This is a genomic window from Campylobacter sp. B0100352/1 (genome assembly GCF_020135855.1).
Classification (GTDB): domain Bacteria; phylum Campylobacterota; class Campylobacteria; order Campylobacterales; family Campylobacteraceae; genus Campylobacter_D; species Campylobacter_D taeniopygiae.
Map to the genome: position 1 here is coordinate 19,758 of NZ_JACHTP010000002.1, position 22,430 is coordinate 42,187.

Annotated in this window: 19 protein-coding genes; 4 read left to right on the forward strand and 15 right to left on the reverse strand. The window is 28.0% G+C overall.

What is annotated here, in order from left to right; translation table 11 throughout:
* The 12 genes from pglF to H2279_RS00960 form a co-directional block, all read right to left on the reverse strand.
* Positions 1-1,770 carry a UDP-N-acetylglucosamine 4,6-dehydratase (configuration-retaining) gene (gene pglF / locus H2279_RS00900; protein ID WP_337195282.1) on the reverse strand — a complete coding sequence of 590 codons (1,770 nt, stop codon included), beginning with the start codon at positions 1,768-1,770 and terminating at the stop codon, positions 1-3.
* A gap of 1 nt (position 1,771) precedes the next feature.
* Positions 1,772-2,932, reverse strand: coding sequence for a UDP-N-acetylbacillosamine transaminase (gene pglE / locus H2279_RS00905; RefSeq protein ID WP_337195283.1), 1,161 nt, complete (start codon positions 2,930-2,932; stop codon positions 1,772-1,774).
* Between the two features lie 456 nt (positions 2,933-3,388).
* The gene (gene pglD, locus H2279_RS00915; RefSeq protein WP_337195284.1) at positions 3,389-3,976 is read right to left on the reverse strand and encodes a UDP-N-acetylbacillosamine N-acetyltransferase; all 588 of its coding nucleotides are present in this window, start codon (positions 3,974-3,976) and stop codon (positions 3,389-3,391) included.
* Entirely contained in the window at positions 3,963-4,565 is a 603-nt protein-coding gene (gene pglC / locus H2279_RS00920) for an undecaprenyl phosphate N,N'-diacetylbacillosamine 1-phosphate transferase (RefSeq protein WP_137623461.1), read from the reverse strand. Before pglC ends, pglD begins: the two co-directional genes overlap by 14 nt.
* Complete coding sequence (locus H2279_RS00925; protein WP_337195285.1) at positions 4,558-5,688, reverse strand: glycosyltransferase family 4 protein; 1,131 nt, start codon at positions 5,686-5,688, stop codon at positions 4,558-4,560. Before H2279_RS00925 ends, pglC begins: the two co-directional genes overlap by 8 nt.
* An 11-nt stretch (positions 5,689-5,699) precedes the next feature.
* A complete protein-coding gene (locus H2279_RS00930; protein WP_337195286.1) occupies positions 5,700-7,841 on the reverse strand; it encodes an STT3 domain-containing protein in 2,142 nt (713 codons plus the stop codon).
* A gap of 3 nt (positions 7,842-7,844) precedes the next feature.
* Entirely contained in the window at positions 7,845-8,942 is a 1,098-nt protein-coding gene (gene pglJ, locus H2279_RS00935) for an N-acetylgalactosamine-N,N'-diacetylbacillosaminyl-diphospho-undecaprenol 4-alpha-N-acetylgalactosaminyltransferase (RefSeq protein ID WP_337195287.1), read from the reverse strand.
* Positions 8,930-9,859, reverse strand: a complete 930-nt coding sequence (pglI, locus tag H2279_RS00940; protein ID WP_337195288.1) for a GalNAc(5)-diNAcBac-PP-undecaprenol beta-1,3-glucosyltransferase — start codon at positions 9,857-9,859, stop codon at positions 8,930-8,932. Before pglI ends, pglJ begins: the two co-directional genes overlap by 13 nt.
* The gene (gene pglH / locus H2279_RS00945; protein WP_337195289.1) at positions 9,852-10,928 is read right to left on the reverse strand and encodes a GalNAc-alpha-(1->4)-GalNAc-alpha-(1->3)-diNAcBac-PP-undecaprenol alpha-1,4-N-acetyl-D-galactosaminyltransferase; all 1,077 of its coding nucleotides are present in this window, start codon (positions 10,926-10,928) and stop codon (positions 9,852-9,854) included. The genes pglI and pglH overlap by 8 nt, the downstream gene beginning before the upstream one ends.
* Positions 10,929-12,623: a BC-type lipopolysaccharide transporter PglK gene (gene pglK / locus H2279_RS00950; RefSeq protein WP_337195290.1), complete on the reverse strand. Its 1,695-nt coding sequence runs from the start codon at positions 12,621-12,623 to the stop codon at positions 10,929-10,931.
* The gene (gene galE / locus H2279_RS00955; protein ID WP_337195291.1) at positions 12,617-13,603 is read right to left on the reverse strand and encodes a UDP-glucose 4-epimerase GalE; all 987 of its coding nucleotides are present in this window, start codon (positions 13,601-13,603) and stop codon (positions 12,617-12,619) included. Before galE ends, pglK begins: the two co-directional genes overlap by 7 nt.
* A gap of 59 nt (positions 13,604-13,662) precedes the next feature.
* On the reverse strand, positions 13,663-14,454 hold the full coding sequence (locus H2279_RS00960; protein ID WP_137623469.1) for a 3'-5' exonuclease: 792 nt from the start codon (positions 14,452-14,454) through the stop codon (positions 13,663-13,665).
* A gap of 66 nt (positions 14,455-14,520) precedes the next feature.
* Here H2279_RS00960 and waaC point away from each other — a divergent pair, with 66 nt between their 5' ends.
* From waaC to H2279_RS00980, 4 genes are read left to right on the forward strand one after another with little or no spacing between them, the layout of a single operon-like run.
* Positions 14,521-15,549: a lipopolysaccharide heptosyltransferase I gene (gene waaC / locus H2279_RS00965; protein WP_337195292.1), complete on the forward strand. Its 1,029-nt coding sequence runs from the start codon at positions 14,521-14,523 to the stop codon at positions 15,547-15,549.
* Positions 15,539-16,426, forward strand: a complete 888-nt coding sequence (locus H2279_RS00970; RefSeq protein WP_337195293.1) for a lipid A biosynthesis lauroyl acyltransferase — start codon at positions 15,539-15,541, stop codon at positions 16,424-16,426. Before waaC ends, H2279_RS00970 begins: the two co-directional genes overlap by 11 nt.
* Complete coding sequence (locus H2279_RS00975) at positions 16,426-17,976, forward strand: glycosyltransferase family 2 protein (RefSeq protein WP_337195294.1); 1,551 nt, start codon at positions 16,426-16,428, stop codon at positions 17,974-17,976. The genes H2279_RS00970 and H2279_RS00975 overlap by 1 nt, the downstream gene beginning before the upstream one ends.
* Positions 17,977-19,029 carry a glycosyltransferase family 4 protein gene (locus H2279_RS00980; protein WP_337195295.1) on the forward strand — a complete coding sequence of 351 codons (1,053 nt, stop codon included), beginning with the start codon at positions 17,977-17,979 and terminating at the stop codon, positions 19,027-19,029.
* Here the strand turns inward: H2279_RS00980 and H2279_RS00985 are convergent.
* Genes H2279_RS00985 through H2279_RS00995 form a run of 3 tightly spaced genes read right to left on the reverse strand, consistent with a single transcriptional unit; the run spans position 19,018 to position 22,415 of the window.
* A complete protein-coding gene (locus H2279_RS00985; protein WP_337195296.1) occupies positions 19,018-20,247 on the reverse strand; it encodes a glycosyltransferase family 8 protein in 1,230 nt (409 codons plus the stop codon). The two genes, H2279_RS00980 and H2279_RS00985, sit on opposite strands and share 12 nt — an antisense overlap.
* Positions 20,228-21,178 carry a glycosyltransferase family 2 protein gene (locus H2279_RS00990; RefSeq protein WP_337195297.1) on the reverse strand — a complete coding sequence of 317 codons (951 nt, stop codon included), beginning with the start codon at positions 21,176-21,178 and terminating at the stop codon, positions 20,228-20,230. Before H2279_RS00990 ends, H2279_RS00985 begins: the two co-directional genes overlap by 20 nt.
* Positions 21,171-22,415, reverse strand: a complete 1,245-nt coding sequence (locus tag H2279_RS00995; protein WP_337195298.1) for a glycosyltransferase family 2 protein — start codon at positions 22,413-22,415, stop codon at positions 21,171-21,173. The genes H2279_RS00990 and H2279_RS00995 overlap by 8 nt, the downstream gene beginning before the upstream one ends.
* Between the last annotated feature and the right edge of the window lie 15 nt (positions 22,416-22,430).

Genomic DNA, 22,430 nt, shown 5'->3' on the forward strand with positions numbered 1-22,430 from the left:
TTAATTACCTCCAGCATTGTGTTTAAATTCAGGCACTATTTCTTTTAAAAGACTAATTATATCTTTATTTTGCTTAAGCCTCTCAATTTGCACATTTAAAATATTTAAATCGATTTTCTCATTTTTTACCACAAAAATACTTTCATACTTTGTTTTAGCGTCATTTTCATCGATTAAAAGCTCTTCAAAAAGCTTTTCCCCTTTTCTAAGTCCTACGATTTTAATTTCCAAGTCAGGACGATTTGAAAGCAAAAGCATTTTTTTAGCTAAATCCATAATCTTAACAGGTTTTCCCATATCAAGCACAAAAAGTTCTCCACCTTTTGCAATAGCCCCAGCCTGCAAAACAAGTTGCACAGCTTCATTTACAAGCATAAAATAACGCACGATATCAGGATGTGTTAAGGTTAGCGCTTCTCCATTTTCAATTTGAGCTTTAAATTTAGGAATCACACTTCCACTCGATCCTAATACATTACCAAAGCGCACACAAGCAACTTCAAAATCAGAACCCGAAGAACTTAGTGTATAAAGCTCACAAACTCTTTTAGTACATCCCATGACACTTGTTGGACGCACAGCTTTATCTGTGCTAATCATTACAAATTTCTTAACACCGTTGGCCTTAGCACAATCGGTTAAAATTTTTGTTCCTACTATATTATTGATCACAGCAGCATAAGGATTTTGCTCACAAAGTGGGACATGTTTATAAGCAGCAGCGTGTAAAATCAATTCAGGTTGATATGTTTTTAATGCTTTATCAAGAGAATCTTGATCTAAAATGCTCATCATTAAAGGAGTGATTTTTTCTTTGAAATTTTGCAATTCCTCATTGATTTTATAAAGATTAAATTCGCTATGATCAAGCATTATGAGATGCTTTGCACCAAATTTAATGCATTGTTTGCAAAGCTCACTTCCTATAGTACCACCTGCCCCGCTTACCAAAACGACCTTATCTTTTAAAAATGCCGCTACAGCTCCATCATCTAAATCTTTTGGCTTTCTAGCTAAAAGATCTTCTATGCTAATATCTCTAGTTTTATTTTGGGTAAAAGAAAATATTTTAACATCTATAATGCCATAGTCTATTAATTCTTCAAAAAGCTTTTTTAAAGATTCTTGCTCTAGCTTCAATGCAATAATAGCTGTTTTAATGCCATCTTGAATATATTCTTTGATTTTGCTTTTATCTTGAACGATAAATTTGTCACAATAAGTTCCTATAAGCTCTTTTCTCTCATCGATCACCCCAACAGGATAAAATCCTAAACTTCCCTCTCTTGCACCTTTTAACAAATGCAAAGCCTTAGAAGTTGCCCCTATAACGATGCAAGGATTTTCTTGCTCGGCTTTGGAAGATTTAAAATCTACAAGCATTCTTTTGCTGATCCTTAAAGTTCCTATAAACATATAAGATATAACAAAATCAATCCCTACGACACTTCTTGGAAAAGGGTTGAAAAAATCACTAAAAAAATAAAAAATGATTAAAAAACAAAACTCAGCTAAAGCTAAAGCAAAAAAAATTTTTCTTGCCTCACTTAAAGAAAAAAATCTCCAAGCAACCTTATAAATTCTAAAAATAAATAAAAAAGCTATTTTCAAAAAAAGTAAAATAATTCCTGCTTTAAACATGCCTTGATAGAAAATATTTGCAATATCTCCACTAAAACGTAAAGAGAAAGCCAAATATATAGAAAGAGAAAATAAAACAATATCAAAACATAAAAAAAAGATTAATCTTTTGCTTTTATAAAAATCCATATCATTCCTTTATACTTTTAAGGATTAATTCTGAAATTTCTTTTACATCATTTTTTTGCATAGCTGTTCCACTTGGCAAACAAATTCCTTTTTGAAAAAACAACTCACTATTTCCATTAATATAAGCTTTACAATCTTTAAAAACTGCTTGAGTATGCATAGCCTTCCAAAGTGGGCGTGTTTCAATCTGCTCTTTTTTTAAATCATCTATTAATTTAGAAATTTTTGGATGTAAAGGTATATTTTTTTGAGAAATGTTGATATTTTTTTCGCAAGAATTAAGCTCTTTCATATCAAAATCAATCAAAGCAGTGCTAAGCCAACGATTACTTCTTGAATCTTTTAATTCATCCAAAAAAGTTAATTTATCTCCTAAAAATTCTTTATACCAATTATAAATTTCTCTTTTTTTAAGTACTCTTTGTTCTAAAACTTCCATTTGTGCTAAACCGATAGCACCTAAGACATTGCTCAATCTATAATTATACCCATAATCTAAATGTTCATAATGCAAACAATCTTCCCTTGCTTGAGTGCTATAAAATCTTGCTTTTTCGACTTTTTCTTTATCTTTGCCAATAAGCATACCACCGCCTGAAGTTGTGATAATTTTATTACCATTATAAGAATAAGCTCCAAATTCTCCAAACGTTCCCAAAGCTTTTTCCTTGTAAAAACTTCCTAAAGCTTCAGCAGCATCCTCGATTAAAATAATATTATTTTCACTACAAATTTGCACAATCTCATCCATCTTTGCAGAATTTCCATAAAGATGAGTTAAAATCAAAGCTTTTGGTTTCTTTTCACATTCTTTAATAGCACGTTTTAAAAGACTTACATCAAGATTATAAGTTTCATCACAATCTATAAAAATAGGCTTTGCCTTAAGATAGCAAATAGGTACTACTGAGGCTATAAAAGTAAAAGATGAAGCTAAAACTATATCATTTTGTTCTACGCCTGCAACCCTTAAAGCTAAATGCAAAGCCGCAGTAGCGGAGTTAAGCGCCAATGCATTTTCACTCTTGCTATATTCTTTAACACTTTTTTCAAAACGATTTACAAATTCACCCAAAGGAGCAATATAATTACTCTTAAAAACTTCTTCAATATATTTTAATTCATTACCACTCATATGAGGAGGAGAAAGAAAAAATCTCATTTTTATCCTTTTTATAAAGAGCTTTGTATTTGTTATGCATTGTATCTAAAATAATTTACCAAAAATCAAACATTAAAAATTCTTTTTGCAGGTAAAATTTATTTTGCACCACTTTTAAAGTTTTTTAAATCTTCTTTTTATACATAACCTTTAAAACACATATTTTTTATATTTGGTTTTTATAATAAGAGTTGGTGCTTCTTTTTTGCAAAATAATCAAATTTCACCATTTCATAAAATTCTACATCTTCTCGTTTTGCAAAATGCATATAAAAAAGATTAAATTTGCGAGTTATATAAATTCACTTACACAGTGTTTTTAAATTTTTATTTTCCAATTCAAAGAAAAAAGGACGTTGATAAAAGCCTTCGAATTTATATTTAGAGAGTTTTTCAAAGGATATGATATATATTTACTAAATTTATAAAAATCCATCCTAAAAGATGAAAGATTTGTTATATCCTTCTTGCAGGTACTCCTACAAAAACACCTTTTTCATTTTGACTTTTAATCAAAGTTGATCCTCCACCTAAAATACTATCATCAGCTAAACTTAAATTTGGCAAAACACAAGAATTAATCCCCAAAAGACAATTTTTTCCTATTTTTACATTGCCTGCACACTTAGCCCCAACACTAATGTGTGAAAATTCTCCAATTTCACACTCATGTTCAATTACACTTGAGGTATTTAAAATAACCCCTTTTGAAATTTTTGCTCTTGCATTTACCACAACATAAGGCATGATTAAAATTCCAGCATCTTCTTTTATAAAAGCACTAGGACTAATGATCGCACTTGGATGAATGAGATTGACTATTTTAAAACCACTTTGAGAAACTTTTTCAAAAAAATCTTTTCTTAATTGATTATTCCCTATAGCGATAAAAAAATCATATTTTTCTAAATTTGGATCAAAAGGCTTTGCTTTGAAATCATCTAAAAAAATGCATTCTTTATAACCTAAACTCAAAGCAACATCTTTGCAAACTAATCCATGCCCACCCGCGCCATAAATGTAAATTTTTTCAGTTTTTGCCATTGAATTTCTCTGTAGTAACGTGTCCTTCTTTGCTCACTCCGCTTCTTTTTAAAACTTTTAAAGCGGTTAAAAACATAATCTTTAAATCAAAGAAAAAACAAAGATTTTCTACATAATAAACATCAAGCTCAAATTTCTTTTCCCAAGAAATAGCGTTTCTGCCATTTACTTGTGCCCATCCTGTAATACCGGGACGCACACTGTGACGCAATTTTTGTTTTTCATTATAAAGAGGCAAATACTCCACTAATAAAGGACGAGGCCCAACAAAACTCATATCACCTTTTAAAACATTGAAAAGCTGTAAAAGCTCATCCAAACTTAAAGATCTTACAAGTTTTCCAAAAGCCTTTAAACGCTTTTCATCCGGCAAAAGTTCTCCATTTTCATCCCTTTCATCGCTCATTGTTTTAAATTTATAAATTTTAAAAATTTTTTCATTTAAACCTGGTCTATCTTGAGTAAAAATAACACTTCCTTGAGTTAGTTTTAAAAGCAAAGCTGTTATAAAAATAATTGGAGAAAACAATACAAGCAAAAATAAAGCTAAGCAAAAATCAAAAATTCTCTTAAAAAAATGATTATACATTACTAATTGCCCTTTTATAAATTTCCAAATAATGCTGCGCTATGATATTTTCATCATATTTTAAAGCATCATTAGCTGCATTTACACCTAAATTATCTCTTAATTTTTCATCGCTCAATAAAAGTTCGATCTTATCACTTAAATCTTTAGCATCTCCCGTTTGAAACCAAAGTCCATCATAAGCATTTGAAATCGCCTCCACACATCCTTCACAATCACTCACTACAATAGCTTTTCCACAGGCTTTAGCCTCTAAAACACTCACAGGAAATCCTTCTTTATAGCTTGGCAAAACAAAAATATCGCAATTTTGCAATAATTCTACCATATCATTTCTAGAACCCAAATAATGCACACAACCTGAATTTAAAAAATCCAAACTCGCGCAAGAAGGATTATCATCTCTTCCACCTACTAAAATAAAATTGGCTTGTTCTTTTAACAATCTTGCGCTCTCATAAAATTCTTTAATTCCTTTATGCCATAAAGCCCTTGCTATCATTAAAACGATGGGTTTTTCGTCGATACAAAAATTCTTCCAAAAAATTCTTTTTGACTCGTGATTGATTTTTATAGGGAAAAATTTTTTAAGATTAATACCAACTGATTTAATGATAAAAATTTTTTCTTTCTTAAGTCCTAAATTTCTCATAAATAAAGCGTTACTCTCATTTACAAAGATAAAACCATTAGCAAGCTTAAAAGAAATTTTATATAATAAATTAATATTCCATCTTATCATCTTACTTTTAAAATTATCATCGATGTAAAAAGAACCAAGGCCTTCTACTAAGCCAAAAATATATTTAATTTTGGCTAATTTAGCAGCCATAATTCCAAAAGTATTGCTTTTGTGTGCAGCACACTGAATAAGATCTAAATTTAAATTTTTTAATACCTTTTTCAAATGAAAGAAATTTTTAAAAACCACAAAAGGATTTAAACTAGATCTTGAAAAATCATAAATAACAAGATTTAAATCTAATTCTTGAAGTTTTTGCGTGTATTCATCCTTTGGAACTATGATAAAAATCTCATGACCTTGTTTTTTTAAAGCTTTAATAATTGGCATTCTAAAATGATAAATACTCGCCCCCGCATGAGATAAAAAACCTATTTTCATATCAATAAAACCTAAATTTTTAATTTAAAAACTTTAACATCTTGTGTATTAATCACCAAATCAAACAAGCTCTTATCATAATTTCCTAAAAAAAACATTTGCACAAAAGCACTGCTAAACATAGTCTTATCCATCAATATAAATTGTATATACGGAATAGGACTATTTTTGATATAAAAAAGATAATATTGTCCGCTTGGATCAATTGGAATTTCTTTATAATCATTTTGCTGCACCGAATTTAACTCTATAAAGCTATGGATCATTGAAACATCATTATCGATTTTTAAACTTCTAAAATCATCACTCAAGGCAACGCCATTGCTTAAAATGATTTCTCCATTTTCCCTACCCAAAGGATAAGCTGTGCTGAAAACAAAAGGTTGGTCTAGTTTTCCATTATTAAGATTAATCAAAGAAAAACTAGCAATTGTTGAAAAAATAGACGCCATTCTAAAAGGCATATATATATAAACATCTCTTGTTTTTGGAGTATCGATTTTAAAATCCGGCTTAGATAAAGAATATAAAAACAAATCGACATTACTCTCGTTATAATCCTTCATCATCGCCTGCAAAATATCTTTTCTTAAAAGACTATCATTAGAGGCATAAAAACTTTTTTCCGTATATTCAACGCTCAATCTTGCCATATTAGCCGCAGATCTTTGATCCTTGGTTAAAGCAAATGAAGGAAAGAAATTATCTTTTCCTAAATGCTTACCACCATCAACCAAAGTTTTAACATCACTATAATAACGGATAGGATAGCCATAATCCCACCAGGCCACAACATAATCTTCTCTATTTGCAATCTTTTTTAATTGATCTAATTGCGTTGCTTCATTTTTAGAAAAAACCGTTGGCGCTCTATAAACATAAATGTGAAACAAAGCTGGAGTTAAAGATAAAAAAACAAACAAAATGATAACAAAATTTACTGCCATTGCTTTGTATTTTTTTAAATTTATCTCCCTTAAAGAATAGACCAAATAGCCAAAACCAAAAGCTAAAACAGGAACAGCATAAATTGTAAAACGAAGCCCACTTTTTAAAGCTAAAAAACCTAAAAAAAGCATAGGTAGAGTTAAAATAATACTTTTATGCTTTATAATAAACCAAATAAAACCTATACAAGAAGCAAGAAAAACAATTTCACTAGAACTGATTCTTTTCATAAAAACTCTCGAATCAATACTTTCAACCTCTTGTATAGTTTGATTAACGTTAAAATACATAAAACCATGCGTTAAATTAACGCTTTCATCCGATCTAAAAATATAAAATTTAAGTTGATAAAGTATAGGATCTATTCCGCCACTGATAATTAAAAAAATAAAAGTGAAAATTCCTAACAAAATTAAAAATTTTATTTTAAAGTATTCACTTTTAAGCGCATAAAAGCTAAACAATAAAACAACAATAGAGCTTTGATAATACCAAGCAATATTAGGCAAAGTCATCAGCATCAAAATGATACTCATATAAAAAATAGTTTCTTTTCTATGAAAAATTAAAGAATACAATAAGAAAAATCCTATCAAGCTAACATTTAAAGTATAACTTGAAGGGTACCACCAAAGATAAACCCTGACAAAAAATGGCAAACATATCAAAGAAAATAGATCTTTTCTTAAAACCAGTCGTATCATAAAAAATAAAATAAAAAGCGGCAAAACAACGACAAGCATATCTGTATCATAATATCCAGCCATAGTTCTATTATAATAACTATTAGCTATACTTGCCAATAATGCGGCTATAAAACCAGCAAGAGAGCATTTGTATTCATTTGCGATTAAAATAATAGGTACAACAATCAATGAAGATAAAAAAACACTCAAGTATAAAATAATTGTTTCAAAACTAAAAGGAGTGATTTTATAAACCCAATAAGTAAATGCTGATAAAGAAGCATCATAATATGATAAATCATTAGGCTGGTGAAATCCTGCTATCATATCTCTTGCACCTTCTGCAAAAGCATAGCCATCGTTTGAAGTTATCATAAGTTGGTTATTGAAAAAGTACTCATTAAACTGACTCGCCCAAAAAATCCAATAAAATCTACAGGCTATACTAAAAATATAAGCACTTAAAATCATTAAAAATAAAATTGTATGAGGGTTTTTAAAATATTCTTTTTTAAACATACATTATCCTATTAAATATTCTAGAGCATTTCGTGCAATTTTAACTTTATCAAAATCAAGAGCTCTATTTTTGGCTTTATTTTTATAAGCTTGTCTTAAATTTTCATCCTCAATCATGGTTTTTAAACCTTGAAACATAGAATTTTCATTATCCACTTCTACCAACAAACCAAACTCATCATTTCCAAAAAGCTCTTTAGCACCACTTTTATGATCAGTGCATACCATAGCACACCCACAAGCCAAACTTTCAATTAAAACATTAGAAAAGCCTTCAAATACCGAAGCAAATGCAAAAAATTCGCATTTACTCATATATTTATAAGGATTATTATCAAAGCCTAAAAGTAAGACTTGATTTTCCAAGCCAAGCTCCTGTATCAAATTTTCTAATTCATTTTTTAAAATTCCCTCGCCTAAAATAACAAGCTTTAAATTTGTTTTAAGTCTTGCATAAGCACGGATAAGCAAAGCGTGATTTTTCCCTGCATCTAATCTCCCAACACTTAAAATAAATTTATCTTTTAAAACAATTTCCTCTTGAGATTTTTTTTCTATATTTTCTAAATCTATAGCATTATATAAAATTTTACATTGTTCTTTTTGGATTTTAAAATTTTGAACTAGATCTTCTAAATTTCCTTTAGAATTTGGTAAAATCAAATCCGCCTTAGGATACAAACAAGAAATCAAAAATTTATTCGCCCAAGAATTAAAATTCTTTTTTTTATACATCACGCTTGGAGTGGTACATTCATTGATAACAAGGCGGGTTTTATTGCCAAAAATTCTTGCCATTAAAGCTATATAATTTGGACGATTTAAGAATACAAATTCGGTATTTATATTTAGTCTTTTACACATTTTTTTATATTTTAAAGCCAAAAATGGAAGTTTAATCAATTTTAAAATCGCATTTTCACTAGGCTTAGAATGTTCTAAAAAATGGATATTGCATTTTGGTATTTCATAAGAAATTTTCTCATTCATTAAAATCAAATGCACTTCAAATTTAAGATTTAACATAGGAAGTAAAGTTGCTACAACTCTTTCAGCACCACCACTTCCTAAAGAATAAATAAAAATTGCTAATTTTTGCATAAACTCGTCCGTATTTTAGATAATTTTTTAATCATACTACTTGGAATTATACTTAAAATGAGTAATATTAAAGCAGGTATATTTATCTTGATGCTCAAACTTTTAAATAAACAACGATAAAGCTCTTTAAATTTTCCTCCAAGTTTTGCATAATATGCCGCCATCTTATAATAACTTGCACACATATTTTTATAATCTTCATCGCCAGTTTGCTCTAACTCATTTTCCAAAATTCTAGCAAGTTCTAAATAACCAAAATAAACCCTAATAGCGTTTTTACTTGCCGCTAAAGTTACGCTATCGCTTCTATTTAAACGATAAATTCGAAAGGCTTGGTGAATATAAAAAGTTTTTTCCTTGTATAGGTGTATCCAAAGTGTTGCTTCATTTCCATAAAATTCTTCATTAAAACGCTGATTTTTTAGTAAAGATTTTTTAAAAATAGAAAAAAACTCTCCGTGAAATTTTCCCATCAAAAAATCTTTCTTACAAAGTTCTTGATCTTTACTTAAACCCTTTCCACTAAATTCTTGAGTGAGTTTTCCTTCCTTTTCTATAAAACAATTTCCAATAACATGAGAATAGCCCTCATCAATTTTTTGCATTAAAATTTCTAAAGCATGAGGTAAAAGCTCGTCATCATCATCTAAAAAGCTTATAAATTCCCCATGAGCATGATCTAAGCCATTATTTTTGTTTCCATTAGGTCCTGCTTTGTATTTATCGTTTAAAACATATTTTATGCGATTATCTTGCTTTTGCATTTCTTGTACTATATCTTTTGTTTCATCATCTGAATGATCATCACTAATGATAATTTCTAAATCTTTATAATTTTGCATCTGTATGCTTTTAATGGCTTTTTTGAGTAAATTTGGACGCTTAAAAGTAGGGACGATGATTGAAATTTTAGCCATGAGAAACTTCTTTAATCAATTTTAGCCATTGTTTTTTTATCTCATTAATATCAAAATTGATACATCTTTTTTTGGCATTTTGTATTAAATTTAATCTAAAATCTTCATTTTGCAAAATCCATTCAATTTTTTTTGCCAACATTTCTTCATTATCACATTCTACCAAAATACCATCTTTATTATCTTCGATCAAATCTTTAGAACCATCATGATACAAAGTTGAAATTCGGCACACATTAAAATACAAACTTTCTATAAGCACAGTTGGCAAACCCTCAACAAAAGAGCAAAGACAAAGTATTTTAGCCTTTTTATAAAGCTCTTTAACATTTTCTACTCTGCCTAAAAATTCCACCCAAATATGCATTTCTTTGGCTTTTTTTTCAAGCATAGATCTTAATTCCCCATCACCTGCTACTACAAAACGATAATTTTTTTGTATATTTTGATCTAATTTAGCGATTGCTTTTAAAAACATCATAGGGTTTTTATTTGCATCCAAGCGACCTACAAAAAGGACTAAATTTTCTTTTTCAAAAGAAGAATCAAGTGAAATTTCAGTGCTAAAATGACAAGGGTTTAATAAAAGTTCAACCCTTTTGACAAATTTTTTATAATAAATTTTATCACTACTACCTAAAACACTTAAAGCATCACAATAAGGATAAGTCAAACGCCTTAAAAATCTCCAAATTTTAGATTTTAAATAAGCTTGATTACTATGCTCGCTAATAATAAGTGGGGTATTAAGCCCTATTTTAGCGATAATACAAGCGATATTTGTAGTATCTAAAAAAGAAATAAATACATCGCTTGGAGTTTGTTTTAAAAATTTTCTCAATGTAAAAAATTTCTTAAAACGACTTGCAATTTTATGATAAATCGTATCAAATCTAAACTCTGGCAAGGTTTTAAGATTGATATTATTTTCCAATGGATAAAAAGAATTTCCTTGGTGAAATTTTATGATATTCACCTCATGTTCCTTACAAAGTGCATTTGCTAAGGTTACCAAAACACGCTCTGCGCCACCTGAGTTTAAAGTCGCTATAATAAAAGTAATTCTCACTTAATCTTCCTTAATCAACTCACCATGCTCTAAACGATAAATACTATCACAATTTGTTATAGTAGAAAGACGATGTGCGATGATAATCATCGTTTTATCTTTTGAAATTTTATAAATTTCATCCATAATCTTAGCTTCACTTTTAGTATCAAGTGCTGATGTTGCTTCATCAAGAACTAAAATTTCAGGCTCTAAATACAAAGCTCTAGCAATAGCTATGCGTTGTTTTTGCCCTCCGCTTAAATTGCTTCCACCATCTCCAACTTTTGTCCAAATTCCATCAGGAAGATGCTTGATAAAATGTTCCAAATTTGCTTGTTTGATCACTCTAAAAAGCCTTTCTTCATCAATCTCATCTCCAAAGCTGATATTTTTAGCGATGCTGTCATTAAAAAGATAGATATTTTGAGGGATATAGCCTATTTTTTGGCGATATTTTTTAGCGTTTTTAGAATTTAATTCCACCCCATCAACCAAAACCCTTCCTTCTTTTGGACTTAAAAGCCCTAAAATAATATCCACTAAAGTGCTTTTACCACAACCGCTCTCCCCTATAAAAGCGATTTTTTCACCTTTTTTTATCTCTAAATTTAAACCATTAAAAAGATTTTTTTTACCTTTATAGCCAAAACTTAAATTTTCAAGTCTAAGTTCTTTTTTAAAAGAAATTTCTTCATCGCCTAAATTTTCTTCTTCTTGTTTAAAAATTTGATAAATAATATCCAAAGAAGAACAGTAATAAATCAAATCATGATAACTTGTAATGATACGATTTGCACTTGGCATCAAACGATAAAGCGCTAAAACAAAAATAGAAATTGTAGCCAAAATACTAGAAATATCACTTTCATTTTTTAAAACCAAAAAAATCACGATAAAAACAAGGATGCAAAAACCCACACCCTCTAAATAAATTCTAGGAATGGCACTCATGCTTTCATTAGTAATATTTGCTTTAGCAAAAGCTTCGCTTTGAACTTTAAAAAGATTTAAAATTCCATCTTCTTTGGTTTTAAGTTTAATAAGTTTAAAATTATTTAGATTAGTGTTTAAAATTTCAAAAAAATTTTTCATTGCTTCTTCGCGTCTAAGCCCTGCTTTTTTGATAATAGGGCTTAAAATTTTAATTAAAATCAATGCATTAAAAACCATAAAAATACTTAAAAATAAAGTGATTTTATAATTAATTAAAAGCATTAAAACATAAAGCAATATCACAACAAAAATTTCACTCATCATCAATAAAAATGAAGAAACCATCGTGCTTAGATTATAAACTTCTCCTGTGATGGATTTTAAAATTTCAGATTGATTTTTTTGAGTAAAATTTTCATAATTAATATTTAAAAATTTTGCAAAAACTTTATAGGCGATATTATGATATCTTCCTTTGGAAAATTTAGCCAATAAGTGAAAATAATAACTATTTAAAAGAGCTCTTAAAACATAAAAAATAATCAAAACAAAGCCAAAATAAACAATGATTTTAAATGTTGGCAAAGCTAAATAATTTTTAATTTCTATCAAATAATGATTACGATCAAAATAAGAAAAATCACTCGCTAAAGTGATAAAAGGCATCACTAAAGAGATTGCAAAACTTTCTATAAAAGAAATTAAAACTGAAAAAAAAAGCAAAGAAAATAAAAATTTTTTATCCTCTTTGCTTAAAATGAAAAATAGTCTTTTTAACACTGTTTTTCCCAATCATAAGCTGATTTGCAGATTAAATCCAAATCATCAAATTTTGGTTGCCAAGAAGTTAAAGTTCTTATTTTTTGTGCATCAGAGATCAAAACACTTGGATCCCCTTCTCTACGAGAAGCAAGTTCTACTTTAAAATCAACCCCAGTTACTCTTTTCATAGACTCAATCACTTCTTTTACACTAAAACCATGTCCATAACCCACATTAAAAATATCGCTTTCATGATTTTGCAAATACTCTAAAGCAGCCAAATGTGCACTTGAAATATCATCAACATGGATATAATCTCTTATACAAGTTCCATCTTTTGTATCATAATCATCGCCAAAAATAAACATTTTTTCGCGTTTCTTTGCTGCACATTCTGCTGCTACTTTTATAAGTAAAGTTGCCTTTGGATAACGTTGGCCTATATGAAAATCCATACAAGCGCCCGCAACATTAAAATATCTTAAAATACAATACTTAAATTCAGGATGAGCTTTATTAGCATCTTTTAAAACCTCTTCACTCATTAATTTGCTTCTGCCATAAGGATTAATAGGTGCCAAAGGACTATTTTCACTCACAACCGGAGTTTGAGGTTCTCCATAAGTTGCAGCCGTAGAAGAAAAGATAAATTTATTCACACCTGTTTCTATGCAAGTTTTAATCAAATTAGTCGTGTTTACGGTATTGTTCATGTAGTATTTTACAGGGTTTTGAGTGCTTTCAAAAACCTCTATACTTGCTGCAAAATGAACAATGGCATCAAATTTTTCCCTTTCAAATAAAGATTTTACCTCTTTAAAATCACTCAAATCTAATTCAAAAAATTTAAAATCTCTTATGCTTTGCAAATCGTTGATTGCGATTTTTGATCCCTTAGAAAGATTATCTAAAACACAAAGTTCATGATCTGTTTTTAAAAACTGCCTTAAGGTATGAGAACCGATATATCCTGCACCGCCACTAATAAGAATTTTCATCATTTTTCCTTTCTTGATCACTAATAACTTTTTAAATTCTAATATATTTATTTTAACGATTAAATTTGTATTTTAGAAATTTCATTTTCACACGCTTTACAAAAGACTTCAACATAAGAACGATTAGCCTTTTTTGTTTTTAAAAATTCACCCATGGTATCTAAAAAGCCAACATAATCCTCATCATTAATATTTGCTTTGATTAGCTCATATTTTAAAAAAAGCATATAGGTGTTTAAAACATCGCTTTCACAATACTCATGAATTTTTTCAAGCTTATCTTCATAGTATAAACTCATCACCTCATCACCATGCACATCATATTTTCCTGGCAAATCAGCCATGGCACAAAGCACATCAAGCTTCATCCCCCTAAATCCTCCAAAGCTTTCAAACAAATCACAATGCTTAAGCTCTGAAAAACGCGTTTTATAATTATTCCATTTATCACTTTGCGTATCAAGATAATTTGCCGCTTTAATATTGTATTTTAAAGCCCTTAAAACCAACAAAGGCATATCAAAATTTTTTCCATTATAACTGACTAATTTTGGTTCGTATTTTTCAATAAAAGAAAAAAAATTATGGATCATTTCTTTTTCATTATCACCATCTATTTTATTCACTTTAATAAATTTACCAAAACTATCAGCAATCACTGCACAAATACTCACAATCTTATGATAAGGTAAAGGCAAAAACTCATTTCCACTTTGCTCTTTTTGCCATTCTAAGGCTTTTAAGCTCACCTCCAAATCATTCCCCTTAAAAGCTAAAGTTTTGCGGATCAAATCAACATCAGGTATGCTCTCACAATCAAAAATACAAATATAGCCCTCATTTTTAATCATAGTTTAACCTTCTTTTGTAAAATTATTTGTTAAAATCATAGCAAAAAAATTACAATATAGGTTTGAATGAAAATAGCAATCGTTCGTTTATCCGCTTTAGGCGATATTATACAAAGTGCTGTAGTGCTGCAATTTATAAAAAATTTCAAAAAAGATATAGAAATTCATTGGTTTGTAGATGAAAAATTTAAAGGCATACTCAAAAATCATCCGCTCATTGATAAACTCTATGCCCTACCCTTAAAAGATAAGCATTTTTTTAAAAGCTTGAAAATTTTGCTTAAGGCTAGAAAAAACAATTATAATGCGGTTATTGATCTACAAGGACTTATAAAATCAGCCCTAGTGAGTCGAATTTTAAGTCGCAATAATTTTGGCTTTGATCAAAACAGCTTAAAAGAAAGTTTTGCACACAATTTTTACAATCAAAAATTAAATATAGATTATAATGAAAATGTTTTTGTTCGGTATCTAAGCCTTAGTTCTTTTACCCTTAATGAAGATTTTAATCCAAAAGATTTAGCCTTTAAAAAAGATGTTTTTTGTGTGGATGAAAATTTAAAACAGCTTTTGCATAAAAAATTAAAACTTGATCAAAATACAAAAAATATACTCATACATGTTGGATCAAGTGTGGGAAATAAAATTTATCCTAAAACAAAAGTTACCCTTCTTTGCAAACTCATCATTCAAGAATTTCCTGAAGCCAAAATTTTCTTATCTTGGGGAAATGTTAAAGAATTTGAATTTGCTAAGGATGTGATCAATTTAAGTGCCATTGATGAAAAAAATATAGAACTTGCCCCAAAATTCAATCTAGAAGAACTTATGGCCTTTACAAAAATGATGGATTTAGTTATTGGTAATGACAGCGGTCCTACTCATCTTGCTTTTGCTTTAAATAGGCCTTCTATTACCATATTTGGAGCCACTCCAAGTTATAGAAATGCCTATAAAACAAACATCAATAAAATCATAGACGCAGGCAAAAAAATTACAAATTCTAAACATATCGATAAAAGTGATTTTTGCATTATGCGTATAGAAGAAGAGGATATTTTAAAACTGATCAAGGAAATTTTTGATGAAAAGTAAAGATTGGCTTTATCTTTTTGCTTATTATACGCTTAAATTTTTAGTGATGATTATGCCTGATTTTATTCTTGATTTTTTAGCTTTTATCGTTGCAAAAATCGTTTTTAAGATCAATCATAAACATCGAAAAATTATAGATATCAATCTTCAAATTTGCTTTCCTGAAAAAAATCAACTCCAAAGAGATGAGCTCTCTTTTCAAATTTATCGCAATTTTGCTAATTTTGGATTAGATTGTATTAAAAATCAAAACACAAGCAAAGAAAAAATTTTAAATAAAGTTGTGATCGACAATGAAGAAATCATAAATGAAGCCTTAAAAAGCCAAAGAGGTATTATATTTACAACTGCACATTATGGAAATTGGGAACTTTTAAGCCTTACTTATGCTGCTAAGTTTGGAGCTATTTCCATAGTAGGAAGAAAGCTAGAAAGTCAAAAAATGGATTCTATTTTGGCCAAAAATCGAACTCAATTTGATATAGAGCTTATCGATAAACAAGGCGGTTTAAGAAAAATGCTAAATGCAATTAAAAATAAACGAGTATTAGGCATACTCACTGATCAAGACTGCACTGACAATGAAAGTGTCCGACTTGATTTTTTTGGTAAAAAAGTCAATTATCAAATGGGAGCTAGTGTTTTAGCTCAAAGAACAAAGGCTTTAATTTTACCCGCTTTTGTGTATCAAGGCGAGGATAAAAAATTTCATATCCGACTTTTTAAAACTATAGATCCTTTAGAAAAAAGCATCGAAGAACTCACACTTTATCAAGCAAATTGTTGCGAAGAAATGATTAAATTTAAGCCTGATGAGTATTTTTTCTTTCATCGTCGTTTTTCAAGTCATGATGAAACAATTTATAAGGATATTTAATGAATTTAAAACAAATCAGTGTTTTTATCATCGTTAAAAACGCACAAAACACTATACTAAAATGTTTAAATTCCCTAAAAGAATTTGATGAAATTATCTTACTTGACAATGAAAGCACTGATGATACTATAAAAATAGCCCAAGATTTTCAGCTAAAATACAATAATTTAAAAATTTACAAAAGCGAATTTATAGGTTTTGGGCCTTTGAAAAATCTTGCCTTAAGTTATACTAAAAATGATTGGGTTTTAAGTATAGATGCAGATGAAATTTTAGAAAAAGAATGCATAGAAGAATTAAAAAAGCTTGATTTAAAACCAAATAATATCCTTGCATTACCAAGAAAAAACCTTTATCAAGAAGAGTGGGTTAAAGCTTGTGGGTGGTGGCCTGACTTTGTTTGGAGAATTTTTAATAAAACGCATACTCATTTTAATAAAAATTTAGTCCATGAAAGTCTAGAAATCTTTGAAAATACAGAAAAAATTTATTTCAAGCATGGACTTAAACATTATGCTTTTAACAATATAGCTCATTTAATTGAAAAAATGCAATATTACTCCACCTTATGGGCTAACCAAAACTTACACAAAAAAAGCAGCATTTACAAAGCCAATCTAAGGACAATTTGGACTTTTATAAGAAATTATTTTTTTAAAAAAGGCTTTGTTTATGGCTATAAAGGCTTTATAATTAGCATTTGCAATGCCTTAGGAGCTTTTTTCAAATATATGAAATTATATGAACTACAAAACAAAAAACCAAAAAATTGTGCACTAATCATCACTACTTACAATCAAAAAGAAAGACTGGCTCTAGTTTTAGATAGCATCAAACACCTTAGCTTAATGCCTGATGAAGTTATTATAGCTGATGATGGAAGCAAAAATGATACAGCAGATTTAATCAAAAAATATCAAGAAAACTTTCCTTGTGAATTAAAACACGTTTGGCAAGAAGATTTGGGATTTCGCGCAGCAAAAAGTCGCAACAATGCTATAAAAGCGTCTCATTGTGAATATATCATTTTAATTGATGGGGATATGATTTTAGAAAAAGATTTCATAAAGGATCATTTAAAATTTTCTCAAAAAGGTTTGATTTTACAAGGTTCTAGAACCATTTTAAATGAAAATGAAAGCGATAAAATTTTAGAAAATCAAAATTTCAAACTAGCTTTTAACAAAAAAGGATTTAAAAATCAAAAAAATAATTTCTTAGCTAAAGTAATTTATAAATTTTCAAAAATTGATAAAAAAATCTTTAAAAAAACAACGCTAGTTAAGGGTAGTAAAACATGCAATATGAGTTTTTATAAACAAGATTTTGAAGCTATAGAGGGCTTTAATGAAAATTTTATTGGATGGGGTAGAGAAGATAGTGAATTTGTTGCGAGATTTTTATTTAATAATGGAATTTTTAGAAGAATCAAATTTAGCGCCCTAGCCTATCATATCTATCATCAAGAAAATGATAAAAAGATGCTACAAAGCAATCATGAAATTTATCTTGATACTATAAAAAATCAAAAAACCACTTGGAGAAACTAAATGAATATTTTATTACTCATTGGAGATATCACCATAGGTGGAGGTGCTGAACGCGTTGTGGTTAATCTTGCTAATGCTTTTTTAAAATATGATCACAAAGTAAAAATACTTAGTTTCTATAAAGAAAATGAAAATATAGCTTATGAAATAGACAAAAATATAAAAGTTGATTTTTTGAATTTAAAATCACAAAAACAAATGAAAAGAAATCTTTTTTATAAAGCATTTTACAAATACTATGAAAGCTATCTTCTAAAGAGAAAGTATAAAGACATGGACATTATGATTTATAATAATTGTCCGCAATTTCCTCTTTTTAAAAATAAAAACACAAAATATATTCATTTTGTACATTCACATTTTAAAAAATACAGAAATAAAAATAACTATTTTGATGCTTTAATTGTGCTTTCAAATAAACAAATCCATCTTTGGAAACAACATCATAAAAATGTTTTTACCATTCCTAATTTTTTACCTTTTATCTCATCAAAAAATAGCGATCTCTTTCAAAAAAATGTTCTTAGCGTGGGTAGATTTACTCCCAATGATGAGAAAGGATTTTTAAGACTTATAGAAATTTGGGAAATTGTTCAAAAAAATGACACTTATAAAGATTGGACTTTAACCCTAGTTGGCGATGGAGAGTTAAAAGAAAACATTAAAACCTTAATAAAAGAAAAAAATCTTGAAAATTCTATTATCTTAAAACCTTTTACTAAAGAAATTGAAAAAGAATATCTAAAAGCAAGTATTTACGTAATGACTAGCCATTGGGAAGGTTTTCCTATGGTACTACTGGAAAGCACTTCCTATCAGATTCCTAGCATAGCTTTTGATATCAATACAGGACCTAGCGATATCATAGATAATGAAAAAAGTGGATTTTTGATTAAAGATGGAGATTTAAACGAATTTGCTAATAAACTTTGTCTTTTAATGGATGATGAAAATTTAAGAAAAGAATTTGGAAAAAATGCCAAAGCTAAAGTTGAAGAAAATTTCAGCAAAGAAAAAGTAATGGAACAATGGAATGAAATTTTAAATTCTTGATCTAAAATGATATTTTTTAAAATTATAAATCATCTTTAAGGCTTTTAAATAAACCCCAAAAAAATCTTTCTTATGTTTTCTAGCGTGTAAAATACTTTCACCAAGCATACAACAAAGCCCAAAAATATCGTCATTTATTTTAGATGCTTGATCCATACAAAATAAATCTTTTTTTGCGCTTTTTACAAGGTGGTAAATCTTAAAAAGATTGACTTTTTTCACACTTCTTAAAAGCTCATATCCTAAGCCGGCATAAAGCAAATAATCCTTAATGTCTTGCTTTTCTCTAAGCAATTCTTCACCAAAAACAGGTGTTTTATTTGCCATATTCCACCAATAATCATTGATATTATTACCCTCGTAATCAAAATAAGATTTTAAGAATTTCCAAGGTTTTTCGCCATAATGAAGAATTTTTGGATTTTTAAGTGCCTTGTTGAATTCTGTCCTTGTATAATTGAGACGATTTTTTTTCTCATCTTTGCAAATGGTATAAAAAAGAGTGATAATATTAAAATTATAAGCAAAATCAAGTTTATGTCTTAATCTTGTTTCTATTGTAGCGTTTAATAAGTCTTGATCGGCTGCTTTTATATAATAGCACTTGCTTGCCAATTCTTCGCATTTTTGCTCGATACTATGCTTTTTGTATTCTTCTAAATTGATCAGCAATAATCCCGAATTAAAATAATTTTCATCAAAATAAAAAATTTTCTTTTTATCGTTTTCTTTAAATTTTATTTTTGATTTTTTAGAGCCAGGATCCCCTACAACCCCTACTATTTTATCCTTTAAATTTATAGAAAAAAGTTCCCTTATGTCGCACATGCAAAGCATGTCAGAGTCTAGATAAAGGCATTTTTTTATACTTTCATCAAAAATAGAACTCAATCTTAAGCGATAATAAGGCAATTTTAAACTATGTGCAGCACCGCTCGTAGGAAAATTTTCAAAATCTTCATCATTTTTTATATGTATGATAATTTCACATGGAAAAATTTCATTTAAAGCATTTTGTAAATTTAAAAGTTTTTCTCTAGTTTTATCGCTTACAAAATTACTCAATATATGAAAAAAATACTTTTCATTTTTTATATTTGAATTTTTATAAAAATCTTGAATTTTTTTATTTTTGTCTGTATTTAAGATAATACTTGTTATCAAAACTGATGTGTATTTTATATAATTTTCATCTGCACTAAAGACTAGATGATACATTTTTTTCCTTTAAAATACGATATACTTTCCTTTTCTTTATTTTTACCATCTTTCTTTCAATTCTCAATTTAAATTTATGCAAAAATCTTTTTTCTAAATATTTATAAACCAAATCAAAATAATGCATCTTCAGCCAATAAAATATAGATAAACAATAATAAAATAAAAATTTATTATCAATCTGATTAATAAAGATGGACATAAAATTCATACAATTATCTAAATCTTTAGCATAAGAAATATTCTTTTGAATATCTATAGTTTTTGTACTTGAATTTAAATTACATGTGTTATAATTATATATTTTTTGAGAGATAGTTTGGATATTATTGATATAATTTAAACAAATAACAAAAAATAAAGCATCTTCTGCCATATTAATTCTTAAAAATTTCAATTTTTCATTTTCTTCAAAAATTTTCAAATAAATTTCTTTTTTATAAATTTTAGACCATATATTCCAATTATACTCAGTTAATCTGCTAATTAAAAAAAATACAAACTCTTCTTGATTAAATTTTGCATCAGTAAAAAAATCAAATTTTTCAATATATGTTGGTTTTATATTATTGTAATTAAAACATATTAAATCAACATCATTATTGCTATCTAAAATTTTTACACATTCTTCGCAAGCATTTAATTCCAAATAATCATCAGGATCTAAAAACATGATATAAAAAGAATGACTTGCTTTTACACCCTCATATCTTGCCCTTAATAAACCTAAGTTTTTTTCATTATGGACAATTTTTATTCTCTCATCTTTTTTAGCATACTCTTTAGCTATATCTATACTTTTATCATTACCACAATCATCAACTACTATGATTTCTATATCTTTAAAAGTTTGGTTAATACAACTTTGCAAAGCTTTTTCTATATACGGCTCTACATTATAAGTAGGCAAGATGATTGAAATTTTAGACATGATTCTCCTTAAAAATAGGCATTTTTAACCGTAATATTATAGTATATAAAAATATCAATAAAAACAATATATTATTATTAATTTTTATAAAAAAAAGTTTATTTTTAGAATATTCGCAGAATTCAAGCCAAAAAAAATCAATTTTAAAAAAAGATATTTTCATAAAAATTGGAATTTTATCGCATTTTAGCATATCCTTATAGACACGATTATAAAAAGAAGGTAAAAACTTTTTTTTAATTAAAAATAATTCACTTTTTTTAATATTTTTTTTATTACTTTCACAATATTGAATTAAAATCATCAACATCTTTAAGCACGAATAAGTGCCTATGTGACGTTCTATGTTTTTACACTTTCCAAAAAAATCATTAAGATATTTAGGATATTTTTGTATTTTAGCACTATTATAATTACAAGTAGAATTATCTCTGATTCTATAAAAATATAATTCTTGATTTATCATATATATAAAATTAATTTTCAAAAAAAGTATTATCCCAAATATTCGATCTTCCCCAACTATATTATTTTCAAATTTCAAATGAATTGCTCTGAAAAAATTAAAATCAATCATTCCAAAGCATACAAATTGGAAAAAATCATCTTTGCTAAGCTGTTTATTTATCCATTCATATTTTGAAATTACAGTTTTATTGCTATAATATTGCTCAAAAATTGTTTTTGTGGAAATATCAACATGGGTTTCAATCAAAACCTTTTCTTTAAACCAAACCACTTCAACCCCATCCATTCTAGGGACACATTCTTCTATACAGTCTAATTCCCAATAATCATCACTATCTAAAAAGATAATATAATCTATATCAGGGATTTTAAAATTTAAAAGTCCATCTTTGTTTTTAAAGAATTTAGAACTTTTATAAACTTTATATATTTCATAAGGATTATTTCCTTCTATGCTAAATTCTATTAAAGAATTTTCTTTAATATCACTAGTGATATTTTTAAGTTCATATTCTTTACTGAAATATTCTATGCCTACATTTTTTGCGCTACTATGTCCGCCATTTTTCTTATCAAATAAAATAAATCTTTCATCTTTTAAAGTGTATTCTTTAGCAATGTTTAATGAATTTTCATCAGTGCTTCCATCATTAACTAAAACAACTTGTAAGTTTTTATAAGTTTGATTGATAACACTGTTTAAACATTCTTTTAAATAATCTTGTACATTATATATTGGTATAACTACGCCAACTGTTTTGCTTTCCAATTGCAAATAAACCTC

Bases quoted from the DNA above. Each gene is read 5' to 3' on its own strand.
- pglF (WP_337195282.1), bottom strand. From the start codon at position 1,770: ATGGATTTTTATAAAAGCAAAAGATTAATCTTTTTTTTATGTTTTGAT.
- pglE (WP_337195283.1), bottom strand. From the start codon at position 2,932: ATGAGATTTTTTCTTTCTCCTCCTCATATGAGTGGTAATGAATTAAAA.
- pglD (WP_337195284.1), bottom strand. From the start codon at position 3,976: ATGGCAAAAACTGAAAAAATTTACATTTATGGCGCGGGTGGGCATGGA.
- pglC (WP_137623461.1), bottom strand. From the start codon at position 4,565: ATGTATAATCATTTTTTTAAGAGAATTTTTGATTTTTGCTTAGCTTTA.
- H2279_RS00925 (WP_337195285.1), bottom strand. From the start codon at position 5,688: ATGAAAATAGGTTTTTTATCTCATGCGGGGGCGAGTATTTATCATTTT.
- H2279_RS00930 (WP_337195286.1), bottom strand. From the start codon at position 7,841: ATGTTTAAAAAAGAATATTTTAAAAACCCTCATACAATTTTATTTTTA.
- pglJ (WP_337195287.1), bottom strand. From the start codon at position 8,942: ATGCAAAAATTAGCAATTTTTATTTATTCTTTAGGAAGTGGTGGTGCT.
- pglI (WP_337195288.1), bottom strand. From the start codon at position 9,859: ATGGCTAAAATTTCAATCATCGTCCCTACTTTTAAGCGTCCAAATTTA.
- galE (WP_337195291.1), bottom strand. From the start codon at position 13,603: ATGAAAATTCTTATTAGTGGCGGTGCAGGATATATCGGTTCTCATACC.
- H2279_RS00960 (WP_137623469.1), bottom strand. From the start codon at position 14,454: ATGATTAAAAATGAGGGCTATATTTGTATTTTTGATTGTGAGAGCATA.
- waaC (WP_337195292.1), top strand. From the start codon at position 14,521: ATGAAAATAGCAATCGTTCGTTTATCCGCTTTAGGCGATATTATACAA.
- H2279_RS00970 (WP_337195293.1), top strand. From the start codon at position 15,539: ATGAAAAGTAAAGATTGGCTTTATCTTTTTGCTTATTATACGCTTAAA.
- H2279_RS00975 (WP_337195294.1), top strand. From the start codon at position 16,426: ATGAATTTAAAACAAATCAGTGTTTTTATCATCGTTAAAAACGCACAA.
- H2279_RS00980 (WP_337195295.1), top strand. From the start codon at position 17,977: ATGAATATTTTATTACTCATTGGAGATATCACCATAGGTGGAGGTGCT.
- H2279_RS00985 (WP_337195296.1), bottom strand. From the start codon at position 20,247: ATGTATCATCTAGTCTTTAGTGCAGATGAAAATTATATAAAATACACA.
- H2279_RS00990 (WP_337195297.1), bottom strand. From the start codon at position 21,178: ATGTCTAAAATTTCAATCATCTTGCCTACTTATAATGTAGAGCCGTAT.